Genomic DNA, 15,418 nt, shown 5'->3' on the forward strand with positions numbered 1-15,418 from the left:
GGAAAATTATGAAAGTTTTACTTGTTTGCTCCTCTGGGGGGCATTTTAAAGGTATAGAGCAATTGCGTCCCTATTGGGAGCAGCATGAACGGGTTTGGGTAACTTTTAAAACTGCAACTACGCAAGCTGCTTTGGCCCAAGAAACAGTGTATTGGGCTTTTAGTCCGACTAATCGGAACCTACCGAATTTGTTTAAGAATTTACTGTTAGCTTTTCAAGTCATCAGTCAAACTCAACCTGATTTGATTATTTCTACAGGTGCAGGTGTTGCTGTCCCTTTTCTAATTTTGGGCAAATTATTTGGTAGCAAAACAGCATTTATTGAATCTGTAACTCGGATTCAGACATTAAGTTTATCTGCAAAATTAGTTTTGCCTTTTCTCAGCGTGCTTTATGTGCAATGGCCGCAACTACAAGCCCGTTATCCCCAAGCCGAACTCATCATTCCCCAGGAAAGCGTATGATTTTTGTCACAGTTGGTACAGAACAGTATCCTTTTAATCGCCTGATGAATTGGATTGAGGTGTTGTTACAAACTCAACTTATTGAGGAAGAAATTGTTGTCCAGTATGGAAGTTCTAACGCCGTTTTACCTGCTGGTGCAAGGGTTTACCGTTCTGTCAAAGAAGAACAATTTCAGGAATTAATTCAGCAAGCGCGAATAGTAATTGCCCATTGTGGAGAAGGAACTTTACTGCTGTTAGATTCTTTGGATAAACCTTATATTTTGGTACCTCGCAGCCAAAAATTTGGCGAACATGTGGACGATCATCAAGTAGAACTAGCACTAGCACTATCACAGCTAAATGTGCCGATAGCTTGGTCGCCAGGAGATTTAGTGCGATTTATCGCAGATCCCAAACAAGTTTCGATTGCTGATGTTTCTCATGCAACTGCGATCGCATTGTGTAAGAGTCTGCAATCTCGTTTTGATCAAACTTACCCAGAACTTTCTGTAGGTGTATCCAAATCATGAATTCTCATCCCAAGACCACAATAGCTCTAGATACTACTCGTAAAGATAATATTCTCCTAGCTCATTTACCTGCGAAATTAACTGTCATTGAGGCTGTATCTTTCCGCAAACAATTTCAAAGTTGGTTAGAAGACAACACCCTCAACAAAATTATCTTAGATTTTGGTAAAACCACACTTATAGACAGCAGTGGTGTCGGCTCATTAATTAGTAATCATAAATCAGCCAAGGAGAAAAATATTCAATTAGTTTTTTGGAGCGTCCAGCCCCAGGTACAATTGGCTTTTTCTCTGGTAGGTTTAGAGCAGATATTTCAGATTGAACCCCATACCCAGGCGATTATTCCCACTGCTAACCGCAAAACCGAACAGCTTCCACCCTTAACCCATCCTTCCGTGCGATCGCCCATCAAACGTGCCATTGATATAGTTGGTGCAACCATCGGCTTGGTATTCACCGCCTTATTATTTGTGCCAATTGCGATCGCGATTAAACTTGATAGTCCCGGCCCGGTACTATTTAGTCAAATTCGCTGTGGTTGGATGGGGCGACGGTTTCGCATTTGGAAGTTTCGCTCAATGGTGACGAATGCAGAAGCACTCAAAAATACTATTCCTAATCAAGCATCTGGTGCTTTTTTCAAAAATGATCGCGATCCGCGAATTACCCGTGTTGGGCGCTTTCTGCGCAAAACTAGTTTAGATGAATTTCCCCAATTTTGGAATGTTTTGATTGGCGATATGAGCTTGGTAGGAACTCGTCCACCAACTCCCGATGAATTAGAAAAATATGAAATTGCCAATTGGCAAAGATTAGATGTCAGACCAGGACTAAGTGGAGAATGGCAAGTTAACGGTCGCTCTAAAATCCGTAACTTTGAGGATGTAATCGAACTGGATTTACGCTATCAAAATAATTGGAGTTTACTTTATGATTTAAAGTTAATTTTTAAAACAATTTTTGTCGTGATCCAAAAAGATTCGGGAGCAGTATAAATGTCAATACAAAAAGATGTATTAATCCATGATGCTGCTCTAAAAGTTGCCAGCGATTTAGATGAAATGATCACAGTTGTCGAATGGTTTAATCAATTTAACTGTCAACAACTACCTTATCAAATGTGGATAGAAGGTCAAACTGCATTGATTGAGGGATTTACAAATGTAGTTCGTCATGCTCACATCAACTTGAGTCCACAAACTCCTGTGGAATTAACAGCAACAATTAACTCTCAATCTTTTCAAATTTGTATATGGGATCGAGGTGAAATTTTTGATTTAGAAGCAGTTTTAGAAGAGCTAAATCAACAAACTAGCGATCGCCAATTTAATCCTTTGGAGCGCGAAGCACATTGGGGCTGTATTTTTCTCCTCAAACTCAAAAGAGACTATGGTTGGACTGTTAAATATACTCATGAAGCAGGAAATAAAAACTGCTTGTTATTACAGAAAAATATAGCCTTTTAATAATCTTTTAATACTTTTTGAAATTGAGTAATTTATTAGAAGATTTTGTAGCTTGATATAAATCTATTTGTTGCACGCACATTTGTGCAAATTATTCAAGTATCACCTTTGTCATATTTTCAGAAAAACTGGGCAATCAAACTTATGGATAACATGGTAAAAATTATTCAGCCTGTAGGAATTTTTGATGGTAAACAAGGTAGAGAAATTCTCGAACAAATGAGTGAATTTCTTGCAGATGGAGTCAACATTTTTTTAATTGATTTTCAATCTGTTACCTTTATGGATAGTTCTGGATTTGGTGCTCTGCTGTTAATCCTCAAAACGCTGAAAGAAAAAAATACCAGGTTAGCAATCTGTTGCCTAAATGAACAAATAAAAATGATTCTCGAACTCAGTAATACGACAAATGTTTTTGAAATTATTGCCGATCGCTCTGCATTTATGCAGCAATTTACTCTGATTTAAAATCAATTTCTAATAAAGAAAAGTCATCATTAAAAATTTGACTACCTGTCACCTTTTTGATGGCTTCAGAAATTTGGTTTACCCCAGTGTGAAATTGTTGATTGCAGACAGTAATTAAATTGATGAAGCTGGGAAAATCCCACATATTCCCATCAGACTTTTCTACCTCATAAACTCCATCACTAAAAACATAAAGTTTACTGCCATTGGGGATATCACATACAGCATTATGATATTGGGCTTCGGCAAATGCGCCGATAGGTAAACCGCGCATGATTAATTGTTTTAACTCTAAACTAGAGTCAGCAGTAGGCGATAGTAATAAAGCTGGAGGATGTCCAGCACTAGAGTAAGTTAATTGGTAGGAACTAAGGTTAAAAACTCCATACCAAATAGTAAAGTATTGAGAATTGTGTCGATCCATTTGAAATACATGATTTAAATCTTGCAAAACTTCAGATGGATTATAAAGACTGGCTTTGGGGAGAGAATGCGATCGCAACATATTATGGATAGAAATTGAAGGTAGCGCCGCCGCCAATCCATGACCGGAAACATCTAGGAGGTAGATGATGAGATGTTGCTCATCTAGCCAATAGTAATCAAAGCAATCGCCTCCTAATTGACTGGAGGGTAAAAACTGAGAGTTGATTGTAATTGCTCCCGATATCGGTGCGGGAAGAATAGATTTGACATAATCCGCAGCTTCATTTAATTCTGTTTCTAAAAGCTGTTTTTGGATTTGTAAATCTTGAGCTAATCTTTTGAGTTCTTGATTCATATGATAGAGTCTTAATCCCGCACGCACTCGTGCTTTTAACTCATTTACTTCTATGGGTTTGCTCAAGAAATCATCTGCACCTGTATCTAAGCCTTCAACTCTATCTTCTACCGCCTTGCGTGAAGTAAGGAGGATAAAAAATGTCGTTGATAGAGATGGATCGGATTTAATTTTGCGACATACTTCTAAGCCATCCATTTCCTCCATTTGCCAATCAGAAATAATCAGAGCAGGATGATGTTTATCCGCTTGTTCTACTCCTTGGAGACCATTATTCGCCAAAATTACTTCATATCCCTGAGCTTGAAGGGTTTGCTTTAACACTAGTTGGATAACGCGATCGTCATCAATAACTAAAATTTTTACTGGCGAGTGAGAGATTTCTGTCATTTTTTAGTTATTAGTTTTAAAGAAAATTCAGGCTTTGCAAAGCCGCGATCGCATGATTATATTCCCTCTCTAGACGATCGACCAGATCGCCTAGCTGTGCTAATGATTCTTCTTGGGCAGCATTCTCTAAAGTTTCACAGATTTCTCCCAGGCGAACAGCACCAATACTGACACTAGGCGATCGCAAAGCATGAGTTGCTTTTTGTAACTTGGAGCGATCGCCATTCGCCACTGCATCTTTAATTGTCTGGATTCTCGCTGGAGTGTCTTCTAGATAAACCTGAATCAGTTCTGTGACGAGAGAATCGCCTTCACTACCTGCCATTGCTCGTAGTTCTTGCAGAAAACTGCGATCGATTACCTCTAAATCATCCGATTTGACATCCGATGCGGGTGATGTAGAGGGCAATGCAGATTCCGCTTCAGATTCCGGTTCTGGATACGCCAGAATATCAAACTTCCTCAGGACTGCTTCTATCGCTTCTAAACTAATTGGTTTACTGATGTAATCATCCATGCCGACAATTAAACACTCTTGACGGTCTTCGGGACGTGCATGGGCAGTCATCGCCACGATCCAAGGTTGAGCGTTCTCAGAAAATTCCTCGCGAATGCGGATAGTGGTTTCCCAACCGTCCATTTCCGGCATTTGGATATCCATAAAGACAACATCATAGAGTTGCCTGTGCAAGGCTTCTAGGGCTTCACGTCCATTATTAGCCACATCCGCTCGATAACCCAACCTTTGTAACATTTTCAGGGCAATTTTCTGATTTACCAACACATCCTCAACTAAGAGAATTTTCAGAGGTATAGTCTGACCCATCTGAGCATCAATGTTGGGCAGATTTGGTGTTGGTAAGCGTGAGTAAGAAGGAATGGTAATTTTCTGATCGATGCGGCGGGTAGACCAGTTACCACGTACTATTTGTAAAAGTGTATTGTGTAACTGGTACTGCCGCACAGGCTTCTGCAAAAACGCTGTAAACTCAGGAGCTACTTCTTTGATTTCGACAGTTTGCTTACCTTTAAAACTGAACATGATTAAAGGTAAATCCTGCTGTTTGGGTATAGCCCGGATACGAGATGTTAACTCTAGGATATCCAAATCGGGACTATCAATATCTAATATTGCCATATCAAAGGGACTGTCTGCTATGAACTCCAGAACTGCCCGACTCGATTTTACAGCTTGGACATCTACTCCTAAACTCTGAATTTGCCAAGTTAAGCATTTGCGTAAATTGGCGTTATTTGTTTTGAGTAGTAATCGCTTACCCAATAGCTCTGGATATATATTGACAGTACTGTCAATCGCAGAAGCATCGACTTCCAAGGTAGCAGTGAAATAAAAGGTAGAACCTATCCCTGCTTCGCTTTCTACCCACATTCTACCCCCCATAATTTCACTCAGGCGCTTGCTGATGGCTAATCCTAAGCCAGTACCGCCATAACGGCGAGTCATGGAAGCATCAACCTGACTAAAGGGCTTAAATAGTCTATCCAGGCGATCGCGCGCGATGCCAATACCTGTATCGCTGACTCCAAAGAGAAATTCGTAGCAGACGCGATCGCCGGTTGTAGTTTTTTGGGTAGAAATTTGCGGCTGCACGGCGATCTTTACCACAATTTCGCCGTCATTGGTAAATTTAACCGCATTACTAACTAAATTCCACAGAACCTGGCGCACACGGGTAATATCACCAATAATCAGCGTTGGCGTGCGTGGTTGGAATTCATACATCAATTCAATGCCTTTGGCGGCTGCTTGGGGAGCCAGCAAATCTAAGGCTTCTTCAACACATACTTGCAAGTCAAAGGGCTGTTCTTCTAGCTCTAAATTACCAGACTCAATTTTAGAAAAGTCGAGAATGTCGTTGATGATCGTTAATAATGTATCGCCACTATTACGGATAGTTTCTACATAGTCGAGTTGTTCGGGTTGCAAGGGAGTATCTAAAAGTAATCCCGTCATTCCCACGATCGCATTCATCGGCGTGCGAATTTCATGGCTCATGGTAGCCAGAAAATTACTCTTAGCCATATTGGCAGCGTCAGCAGCTTGTTTGGCGAGGCTAAGTTCTTTGTTTTGCTGTGCTAACAAATGAGCTTGGCGCGTTTCCTGGGTGAGTAATTGCGCTTGAGTAAGGGCAATACCCATTTGATCGGCTAGATGTTTGAGAAGATCTAACTCTAATTCAGTCCATTGTCTGGGGCGATCGCACTGATGGGCAATCAACAGCCCCCATAAATCTTCCCGCACCAAAATTGGTACTACTAAATTGGCTTTGACTTGAAACTGCTGTAAAAATTTGACATGGCAAGGTTGAAATCCGGCTTGCTCTATATTATTAGTGACGCTAATCCTTCCCTGACGATACAAGTCTAAGTATTTATGAAAGCAAGGATCGTTAATATCTTTGTCTAAGGTCGTTGACCATCCGGAGATTACCGCCTCCTGTACAACTTTGCCAGAACCATCAGCATAAATTTGGAAGATGAGAACGCGATCGGCCTGTAAAATCCGCTGCACTTCCCTGACTGTTGTCTGGATGATTTTTTCTAGTTGCAAGGACTGACGAATTTCTTCGGTAATTTGCTTGAGCAGCAAAGCCCGTTGATACTGCTGTTGTAGCTCGGCTTCTGCCTGTTTGCGTGCGGTAATATCGAGATGGGTACCTACCATCCGCAGAAATTTTTCGCGGAAATCACGGTTCACCAACTTACCCCGATCCAAAATCCACTTCCATTCTCCTGATTTCGTCAACAAACGGACTTCGGCTTCATAATAAGGTGTCCGACCTTTAATATGATCTATCAGCCGTTGTTGCACCAACCCTTGGTCTTCAGGATGGATCAATCTATTTCTAACTTTAATATCGTCTTCCAACTCTTTTGGATCGTATCCCAGCATTGTGCACCAGCGTGGGCTACGATAAACCTCTCCAGTCGCTAAATTCCAATCCCAAAGTCCTTCTTCGACTGCATCCAAAGCTAACTTTAACTGTTCTTCGCTTAACCTGAGGGCATTTTCCGATTGTTTGCGCTGGGTAATATCGCGATATTTCCACAAATGCCCATAAAATTTGCGATCGACAATAATTGGTACATAGTCTTGTTCAAAAATGCGTCCATCTTGGAGTTGCCATTCTTGATTGATCACTATTTCACCTTTGTTGGCAATCTCATCCAAGCCTTGGATAAATCTCTCTGGTTCCACAAAAAGTTGTTTGCTCATCTGAGCTGACTGGCGACAATCTACACCTTGTAAAGCTTCTGGTGTCAGAGGAATACCAAATAGATCGCAAAACTCTTGATTTGCCAGAATCACCTGTCGATTTTCGTCTTCTAGTAAAATACCGACTTGTAGACTTTCAATCAGGGTTCTCAATCGTGAAGCTGTAGCCCTTAATTCTGCCCGTTGTTGTGTGAGTTTGGTGGTTAATTTTTTGGCATCTGCAAGGGCGGAATTTTTCGCTTGTAAGAGAAACAGATAATCGGAAACTGAGTCATATAAAGGAAAATCATCGATGCTCAATTCCAGCTTTTTGAGATCGGTAATTTCTGTAATCCAAGGCGAACCCAGAAACACCAAGCGATCGCTATCTTCTACATAAATCATTTGTCCTTTCAGTTGCATTTCTTTGTGTGGAGATTGCAACAGAAACAGCGATCGCGTTTGTAGACAAATAGCTTCAAAGTTAACTGGACAGTTGGGCCGATTAATCTGAAAATGTTCTTCTAAAGCACTACCAACAATTGCGATCGGTTCCAGAATGCGTTGAAGTACCTCACCCATCTGGACAATTTTCATCCGTCGATCTATGACTAGATGGAAGGGAAATAAAGCTGCAAATTGGTCGGCACTCAGACTGAATTGACTTGAACCAGCAACCTGATTATTGATCATCGGCGTGAGCATCGTTGTACTTGATCGAAAAGATATCGTGAGCATCGCCTTGCTCGCGAAAACTAGTTTGGGTGACATCTATCTCAGTGTGAAAGCGTTTTCCCAATCCGTGGAGCAAACCAATTACCATCGGCGCTAATCCTTGACGAGTAGATTCATAGTGGAGTTCTAAGGATTTTTCACTCTTATGTTCGCATTCAAAAGCCGGGGGACGAAGCTGGGGAAAACTCAACCCTACCCGCGCATGGAGGTTATCAAGGTTCTCGATAAACTGAGGTAAAGATTGTCCCGCCGTAGCTAACAGTTCTCCATAGCCTTCTTCCGCAGTATAGGTAACCCAGTATTCTCCAAAGGCTGTGAGTACTTCCTCAGCAGGCATCCCCAATACCTCACAAACTGCTTTCACCAAACCATAGGTAACATCGTCAGAATAAGCATCCATCGCCACAAAAAAGTCAATATCCTCAAGTTCAGCCTTTTCCTTAATTTTTTCCCAGGTATCCTCACCGTGATATTTACAAATCATGTCTTCAATGGCTTTATTGACTAGACCGTACATTGCCTTGACTCCTGTTTTCAGTATTATTACGTAAGCAAAATTAAGGAATAAAGGTATTTATTGAACCTAAAACTTATAGAATTAATTTAACACGCGCTACAGATAGGAGATTAGTATAGCCTTTTAAATCTTGTGTATATTTTACTCGTAGAAAAATTTAGTATAAATTATTTTAATAAAAAAATAGTATTTGTTTTAATGTAATATATTTTACATATTTTTTGTTAGTCATCAGGAATAAAAATCATATTTTAGTCATGACGGTGATGACCTAAGTTAAGCTATTCTGCTTTTAAGTTGCACAATCCATCGTCAGGGATGTTGACAATCAACCGTCAACCGTCAACCGTCAACCGTCAACCGTCAACAACCCTGATTAATAGTTCTGCAATTTAGACGCGAATTTCTCGTCACCTTTGCTCGATACTGCTTTGTTTGTTTAAAGCTGAGATAGTTGTAATTAACATTGGAAATGTTAAACCGTTTGAAGATTGGCAGCAAAATCGGCGCTAGTTTCGCTCTAGGCCTGACAATTTTAAGTGCGTTGGGATTCATCTCCTATCGCACTACTAACGAATTGATTAGAACTTCTTACTTGGAAAATCATACATACCAAGTATTGGGATCGCTACAAGACTTAAATAGCAAACTGCAACAAGCAGAAACTGGGCAACGTGGTTACATAATTACTGGTGAAAAGCGATATTTAGAACCATATCAGGCGGCAATTAAATCTTTAGATCAACCTCTCACACAACTCCGCAGTTTAACCACTGATAACTCTAATCATCAACGTCGGCTAGATATGTTACAGCCACTCATTGATGAACGGCTGAAGGTGATGGAAAAAATAATTGAGTTGCGGCAAAATCAAGGCTTAGAAGCGGCTCGAAAGGAAATTCTCAACGATGAAGGTAAGCGGTTAATGGATAGAATCCGCACCCTAACTGATGAGATGAAAATAGAAGAGAATCAATTATTAAATCAGCGTTCCAACAAAGCCAAAGTTGCCGCAGCCGAAACTCTGGCCACTATTACCTATGGGATTCCCACATCTTTTATATTTATAGCTTTAATTGGGTATTTGTTATCTCGCCATATCTCCAAACCGCTGGAACAAATTTCTCGCGTCGCAGCCAAGATTGCTGATGGTGATTTATCGACCAACTTACCACCGACAAAACGCCAAGATGAAGTGGGTATACTCACCAGCAGTTTCAATCAAATGATTGTAAATTTACAAAAAACTCAGCAGAAAAATGAAGAAGAAAATTGGCTGAAGTCGAATTTAGCGGAATTGAGTAATACCCTACAAGGGCGCAGAAATTTAGTCACTATCACCGAATTAATTTTGTCTAAATTAGCGCCTTTAGTAGGAGCGCAACATGGCGTAATTTACTTAATGGAAACTCGAGAAAATCAGCCAATATTAAAATTATTTAGTAGCTATGCTTACAGAGAGCGAAAAAATTTAGCAAATCAATTTCGCTTGGGAGAAGGCTTAGTTGGTCAGTGTGCTTTAGAAAAACAAAGAATTTTACTCACACAAGTACCTCATGATTATATTCGTATTAGTTCGGGATTAGGAGAAGCACCGCCCTTAAATATTGTGGTGTTGCCTGTGTTATTTGAAAATCAGGTAAATGCGGTAATTGAATTAGCATCATTGCAAGCTTTTAAGGAATTACATTTAACTTTTCTAGAGCAAGTTAGTGAAGCGATCGGTGTAGCCTTAAATGCAATTAATGCCGATATGCTAACTCAGGAACTCCTCCAGCAATCTCAGGAATTAACGGAAGAATTAAAAACTCAACAAGCAGAACTGACAAACAGCAATCAATTATTACAAAAGCAAGCAGAAGATTTAGAAGAATCGCAACGACTATTGCAACAACAACAGGAAGAATTAAAACAATCTAACGAGGAATTACAAACTTTAAATGAAGAGTTGGAAGAAAAAGCAGAATTATTAGCAGTGCAAAAACGAGAAGTTGAGGTGAAGAATCAAGCAATTGAACAAGCAAGGCTATCTTTGGAAGAGCAAGCTAAAGAATTAACTTTATCTTCTAAATATAAGTCAGAATTTTTAGCTAATATGTCTCATGAATTACGCACTCCGCTAAACAGCTTGTTAATTCTGGCGCGATTAATGTCAGAAAATCCTGAAGGAAATTTAACTGATAAACAAATCGAATATAGCCAAACAATTTACGCTGCTGGTAACGATTTATTGGCTTTAATTAATGATATTTTAGATTTAGCAAAAATTGAATCTGGTACTTTTGTAATAGAAACAAGATCATTAAATTTTATTGATTTAAAAAGTCACTTACAAGCCAACTTTAGACAATTAGCACAAAATAAAGATCTAAATTTTAATCTAGAATTTTCTCAGGAATTACCGCCGACATTTAATACAGATCCCAAACGCTTACAACAAATTTTGAATAATTTATTAGCGAATGCTTTTAAGTTTACTGAACAAGGAGAAGTCAGTTTACTAGTTCGGTTAGCAGAGCAAAATACAGTAGCTTTTGCGATTAGCGATACGGGTATTGGGATTGCTAAAGAAAAACAGCAGTTGATTTTTGAAGCATTCCAACAAGCAGATGGTACAACTAGCCGTAAATATGGGGGTACAGGCTTAGGTTTATCTATTAGCCGCGAATTAGCTCATCTGTTAGGTGGAAGAATTGAATTGCTTAGTCAACCAGGAAAGGGAAGCACGTTTACTCTTTATTTACCACTGCAAAGAATTCCCACCAATCTAACAAGTCAAGCCGGAAAAATTGTAAGGGATAAAAATCAGGAAGATAAACAATCAAATTTTCCTATTCCCCTAATTTCTCCATCTTTATCAGTTCCTACTTCCCCCCGTTCTCAACCGGAAATTGCAGACGATAGAGAAAATATTAGCCCAGGTGACAGAGTGTTGCTGGTGGTTGAAGATGATGTTAAATTTGCTCGGATTTTGCGAGAAATGGCACAACAGCAAGGATTTAAAGTATTGCTGGCTGTAAATGGACAAATAGGTTTGGCGCTAGCTCAAAAATTTAAACCCGATGCAATTACTCTCGATGTTTGTATGCCAGATATGGATGGCTGGATGGTGTTAGATCGGCTCAAACATAATTTAGAAACTCGCCATATTCCCGTACATATATTATCTATTGACGATCGCCAGCAACGGGGTTTAGAGTTAGGCGCGATCGCTTATCTACAAAAACCTGTTTCCCAAGAACAGCTCACAGGCGCTTTAACTGATATTAAAGCTTTTATTGAGCGGAAAGTGAAAAATTTACTCGTCATCGAAGACGATCCAGTCCAAGCCCGCAGTATTATGGAGCTGATCGGCAATGGCGATGTGCACAGTACCGCAGTTAATACAGCTGCTGAAGCTTTAGAGACACTGCGATCGCAACAGATTGATTGTATTGTCTTAGATTTAGGTCTACCTGATATGAGCGGGTTAGAACTAATTGAGCAAATTAAACAAACACCTGACTTATTGAAGATTCCTATCATTGTCTATACAGGAAAAGAACTCTCCCGTCAAGAAGAAACTCAATTGCGACGTTTGGCAGAAACTATAATTATCAAAGATGTGCGATCGCCTGAACGGTTACTCGATGAAACTGCCTTATTTCTACATCGTATCCAAGCCAATTTACCCCAACAGAAGCGGCAGATTTTAGAGCAACTGCGCAATTCTGATCCCATACTTGCCCATCAAAAGATTTTAATTATTGATGACGATGTGCGCAATATTTTTGCCATCACTAGTTTGCTAGAAGGTTACCAAATGCAAGTATTATTCGCTGAAAATGGTAGAGATGGTATTGAAATCTTGCAAGCTAATCCTGATGTCAATGCCGTTTTGATGGATGTAATGATGCCAGAAATGGATGGTTATGAAGCAACTCGTGCCATCCGCCAACAACAGCAATTCCGTTCTCTACCAATAATTGCCTTAACCGCAAAGGCTATGCAAGGTGATAGAGAAAAATGCATCGAAGCCGGAGCATCAGATTATATTACTAAGCCTGTAGACACAGAACAATTACTTTCTCTACTGCGCGTTTGGTTATACCACTAAATAGGTACCACCAATTTAAAGATTTTATTCTCCAGCAAAGCAAAAACCATCCTACATTTAATTTAGAGCGAAATTAAATATTTTTATATTTTATTAATCTTGTTGCCAAAATTCAGATAAATCTTTATTTGATACTCTAACTATTAGATGATTTAGCTCTCTGACTTGAGATAGTCGTAAGAATCAGCAAGAAATTGTAAGTTTTAATTAGTTTATATTAAATAAATTAGGTACAGATTAATGCATATTAATCTAGAGATGGCGAACAAATATGAAAAATTGGATTTTGCGCAATCTTTACAGCAAAATCACTAATTAAAGGTTGCTTGCTTTGGCTATGAATTCACCAATAATAAAGTTAGAAGATATCGAAATTCATTTACTACTTGAAGGATTATATCGCTATTGGGGTTACGATTTCCGCAATTATGCTTTATCTTCTCTCAAACGTCGCATTCATCATTTTTTAAGAAAAGAGGGATTCACCAGCGTTTCTGATTTACAAGCGCGAGTATTGCACGATCGCGAATATTTAGAAAGATTCTTGCTAAGTCTAACAGTAAATGTAACTTCTATGTTTCGCGATCCTACTTTTTATCTTGCTTTGAGAAAGGAAGTAATTCCCTTATTACGCACCTATCCTTTTATTCGCATATGGCACGCTGGATGCTCAACAGGAGAGGAAGTTTATTCAATGGCAATTTTATTACAAGAGGAAAAGCTTTATCAACGTTGCCGTATTTATGCTACTGACTTTAATGAAGGAGTACTACAAAAAGCGAAAACAGGCATTTTTTCTTTAAAACTCATGCAAGATTACACCCAACTTTATCTCAAAGCTGGTGGTAAACATTGTTTTTCGGAATACTATACAGCAGCTTATGATAATGCTATTTTTCGTGCATCTTTACGAGAAAATATTGTTTTTGCTCAGCATAATTTAGCGACAGATAGCTCTTTTAATGAATTTCACATAATTATTTGTCGCAACGTTTTGATTTATTTTAACCAAATTTTACAAAAGCGCGTACATGAACTTTTTTATCATAGCCTTTGTCCTTTTGGTATCCTAGGTTTAGGAAAACAAGAATCAATTCGTTTTACCACCCATGACCAACAATACCAAGAGCTGATCAAAGGTGAAAAGCTCTACCGGAGGTTGAATTAGTGGCGGCTAAAATTGTGGTGATTGGTGCATCTGTTGGGGGATTATCAGCGCTAAAAATTCTGCTGCAAAATATTCCAGACAACTTTGCATTTCCAATTATAGTTGTGCAGCATCGGCATCCAGAATCTCGCGATACATTGAGAAACTTATTGCAGGAACATACATCTTTAAAAGTCCGCGAAGTTGAAGATAAAGATGAAATTTTAGCAGGATATATTTATTTAGCACCTGCTGATTACCACCTATTAGTTGAACCAGGTTTTTTTGCCCTTTCTACAGATGAACCAGTTTCTTATGCTCGTCCATCCATAGATGTTTTGTTTGAGTCTGCTGCTGATATTTATGGAGAGAAAGTTATTGGTGTAATATTAACAGGCGCAAATGAAGATGGCGTGAAAGGTTTGAAAATGGTGAAATTACAACATGGTCTTGCAATTGTTCAAGAACCTACTACTGCTGAATGTCCTGTCATGCCAAAAGCTGCTATTAATGCTGTTGCTGTAGACTGGATCTTACCACTAAAAGAGATTGCCCACAAATTAGTTTACCTGTGTCATAATGCAAATAAATATAAGCAGTAAGTATCAGCGAATTTTAACAAAATAGCCCACAGTTCTTAATTATACGTATTTAATTATTCATTACAGAACAAGATTTTATAGATATAAAATCTTTTTATTGTTGAGCTTGCTTAGATTAAAGATTAATATTATTTAGCGACAACTCTTTATCATCTATCCCCAGATAGAAATAGCAGCATAAAACCCGATTTTTTCCTAAATTGACAGCCGAATTTTAATTCTTTGCTCATATTTTTTTAATCTGCTAGAATCCTAAAGAAACTATTAACTTTCGGAAAAAATTTGGAGATAGGAATAAAATATGCTTTCCGAAAAGATCCTCAATGCTAAAATTCCGGAAGATTCTCTAGTTTTAGCAGGTTTAAGAGTTTTGCTAGTGGAAGATAATGAGGATACACAACTCTTACTCACTTTTTTACTAGAGGATGCAGGTGCAGATGTAGTAGTTACAGGATCGGCCTACGAAGCTTTAGCAGTTTTAGAACGAATGCAACCCGATATATTGCTTTGTGATATTGGCTTACCGGAAATAGACGGCTGTACTTTGATGCGAAAAATTAGAGCCATGTCCACAAATCAATTAAACCCCATTCCCGCGATCGCTCTGACTGCTTATGCACAAGAGACTGTTGAACAGGAAGCACTTGCATCAGGATTCCACGCTTACTTTGTTAAGCCAATAGAACCAATGGAATTTGTCAATTCAGTAGCAAAGGTTCTCAAAAACAACTATATAACTAATCCTACCTGCAAATTACGAACAGCAATCTGAGTTTGATTACTTAACCAAAGCTTGCAGAAAATTTTGCCAACACAAGTTTAAACCCTCATGATTTTCATCTAAACTTATTCAGTGATTTGGCTATATCCTAGATCCCAAGCAAGGCACAAAGCATTAATAAATGCAAATCTTATATTTGTGGGTTCTTTAGTACTTGTTATGCTAAACTAACAATCAAAATGCCAGTTTAACAAGCATCTAATTCGGAAGTTTTCAAAGTTTCTAAATCCATAAGCCGAGCG

Annotated in this window: 12 protein-coding genes; 9 read left to right on the forward strand and 3 right to left on the reverse strand. The window is 38.9% G+C overall.

The features are described 5' to 3' along the window. The first annotated feature begins 8 nt into the window (after nucleotides 1–8). The 5 genes from pssD to H6G41_RS14360 all read left to right on the forward strand — a co-directional run bounded on the left by pssD (nucleotide 9) and on the right by H6G41_RS14360 (nucleotide 2,910). A complete protein-coding gene (pssD, locus tag H6G41_RS14340; protein WP_190746853.1) occupies nucleotides 9–464 on the forward strand; it encodes a PssD/Cps14F family polysaccharide biosynthesis glycosyltransferase in 456 nt (151 codons plus the stop codon). Beyond that, complete coding sequence (locus H6G41_RS14345) at nucleotides 461–976, forward strand: glycosyltransferase (protein WP_190746854.1); 516 nt, start codon at nucleotides 461–463, stop codon at nucleotides 974–976. The genes pssD and H6G41_RS14345 overlap by 4 nt, the downstream gene beginning before the upstream one ends. Continuing rightward, on the forward strand, nucleotides 973–1,971 hold the full coding sequence (locus tag H6G41_RS14350; protein ID WP_190746855.1) for a sugar transferase: 999 nt from the start codon (nucleotides 973–975) through the stop codon (nucleotides 1,969–1,971). The genes H6G41_RS14345 and H6G41_RS14350 overlap by 4 nt, the downstream gene beginning before the upstream one ends. Continuing rightward, the gene (locus H6G41_RS14355; RefSeq protein ID WP_190746856.1) at nucleotides 1,972–2,442 is read left to right on the forward strand and encodes an anti-sigma regulatory factor; all 471 of its coding nucleotides are present in this window, start codon (nucleotides 1,972–1,974) and stop codon (nucleotides 2,440–2,442) included. It abuts the gene before it with no gap. 144 nt (nucleotides 2,443–2,586) lie between these two features. Then, on the forward strand, nucleotides 2,587–2,910 hold the full coding sequence (locus H6G41_RS14360; protein WP_190746857.1) for an STAS domain-containing protein: 324 nt from the start codon (nucleotides 2,587–2,589) through the stop codon (nucleotides 2,908–2,910). On the opposite strand, the gene H6G41_RS14365 is transcribed toward H6G41_RS14360, so the two are convergent. From H6G41_RS14365 to H6G41_RS14375, 3 genes are read right to left on the reverse strand one after another with little or no spacing between them, the layout of a single operon-like run. After that, nucleotides 2,897–4,081, reverse strand: coding sequence for a PP2C family protein-serine/threonine phosphatase (locus H6G41_RS14365; RefSeq protein WP_190746858.1), 1,185 nt, complete (start codon nucleotides 4,079–4,081; stop codon nucleotides 2,897–2,899). The two genes, H6G41_RS14360 and H6G41_RS14365, sit on opposite strands and share 14 nt — an antisense overlap. Before the next feature lie 16 nt (nucleotides 4,082–4,097). Then, complete coding sequence (locus tag H6G41_RS14370) at nucleotides 4,098–7,991, reverse strand: response regulator (RefSeq protein WP_190746859.1); 3,894 nt, start codon at nucleotides 7,989–7,991, stop codon at nucleotides 4,098–4,100. Then, complete coding sequence (locus H6G41_RS14375; protein ID WP_190746860.1) at nucleotides 7,981–8,550, reverse strand: heme NO-binding domain-containing protein; 570 nt, start codon at nucleotides 8,548–8,550, stop codon at nucleotides 7,981–7,983. The genes H6G41_RS14370 and H6G41_RS14375 overlap by 11 nt, the downstream gene beginning before the upstream one ends. Nucleotides 8,551–9,022: 472 nt before the next feature. Here H6G41_RS14375 and H6G41_RS14380 point away from each other — a divergent pair, with 472 nt between their 5' ends. The 4 genes from H6G41_RS14380 (at nucleotide 9,023) to H6G41_RS14395 (ending at nucleotide 15,167) form a co-directional block, all read left to right on the forward strand. Next, nucleotides 9,023–12,646, forward strand: coding sequence for a response regulator (locus H6G41_RS14380; RefSeq protein ID WP_190746861.1), 3,624 nt, complete (start codon nucleotides 9,023–9,025; stop codon nucleotides 12,644–12,646). Between the two features lie 337 nt (nucleotides 12,647–12,983). Beyond that, nucleotides 12,984–13,814 carry a protein-glutamate O-methyltransferase CheR gene (locus H6G41_RS14385; RefSeq protein ID WP_190746862.1) on the forward strand — a complete coding sequence of 277 codons (831 nt, stop codon included), beginning with the start codon at nucleotides 12,984–12,986 and terminating at the stop codon, nucleotides 13,812–13,814. Next, nucleotides 13,814–14,395 (forward strand): chemotaxis protein CheB, encoded by a 582-nt coding sequence (locus H6G41_RS14390; RefSeq protein ID WP_190746863.1) that lies wholly within the window; start codon nucleotides 13,814–13,816, stop codon nucleotides 14,393–14,395. Before H6G41_RS14385 ends, H6G41_RS14390 begins: the two co-directional genes overlap by 1 nt. Nucleotides 14,396–14,696: 301 nt before the next feature. Then, nucleotides 14,697–15,167, forward strand: a complete 471-nt coding sequence (locus H6G41_RS14395; protein WP_190746864.1) for a response regulator — start codon at nucleotides 14,697–14,699, stop codon at nucleotides 15,165–15,167. Nucleotides 15,168–15,418 lie beyond the last annotated feature (251 nt).

The sequence above is a fragment of the Tolypothrix sp. FACHB-123 genome (assembly GCF_014697075.1).
GTDB lineage: Bacteria > Cyanobacteriota > Cyanobacteriia > Cyanobacteriales > Nostocaceae > Aulosira.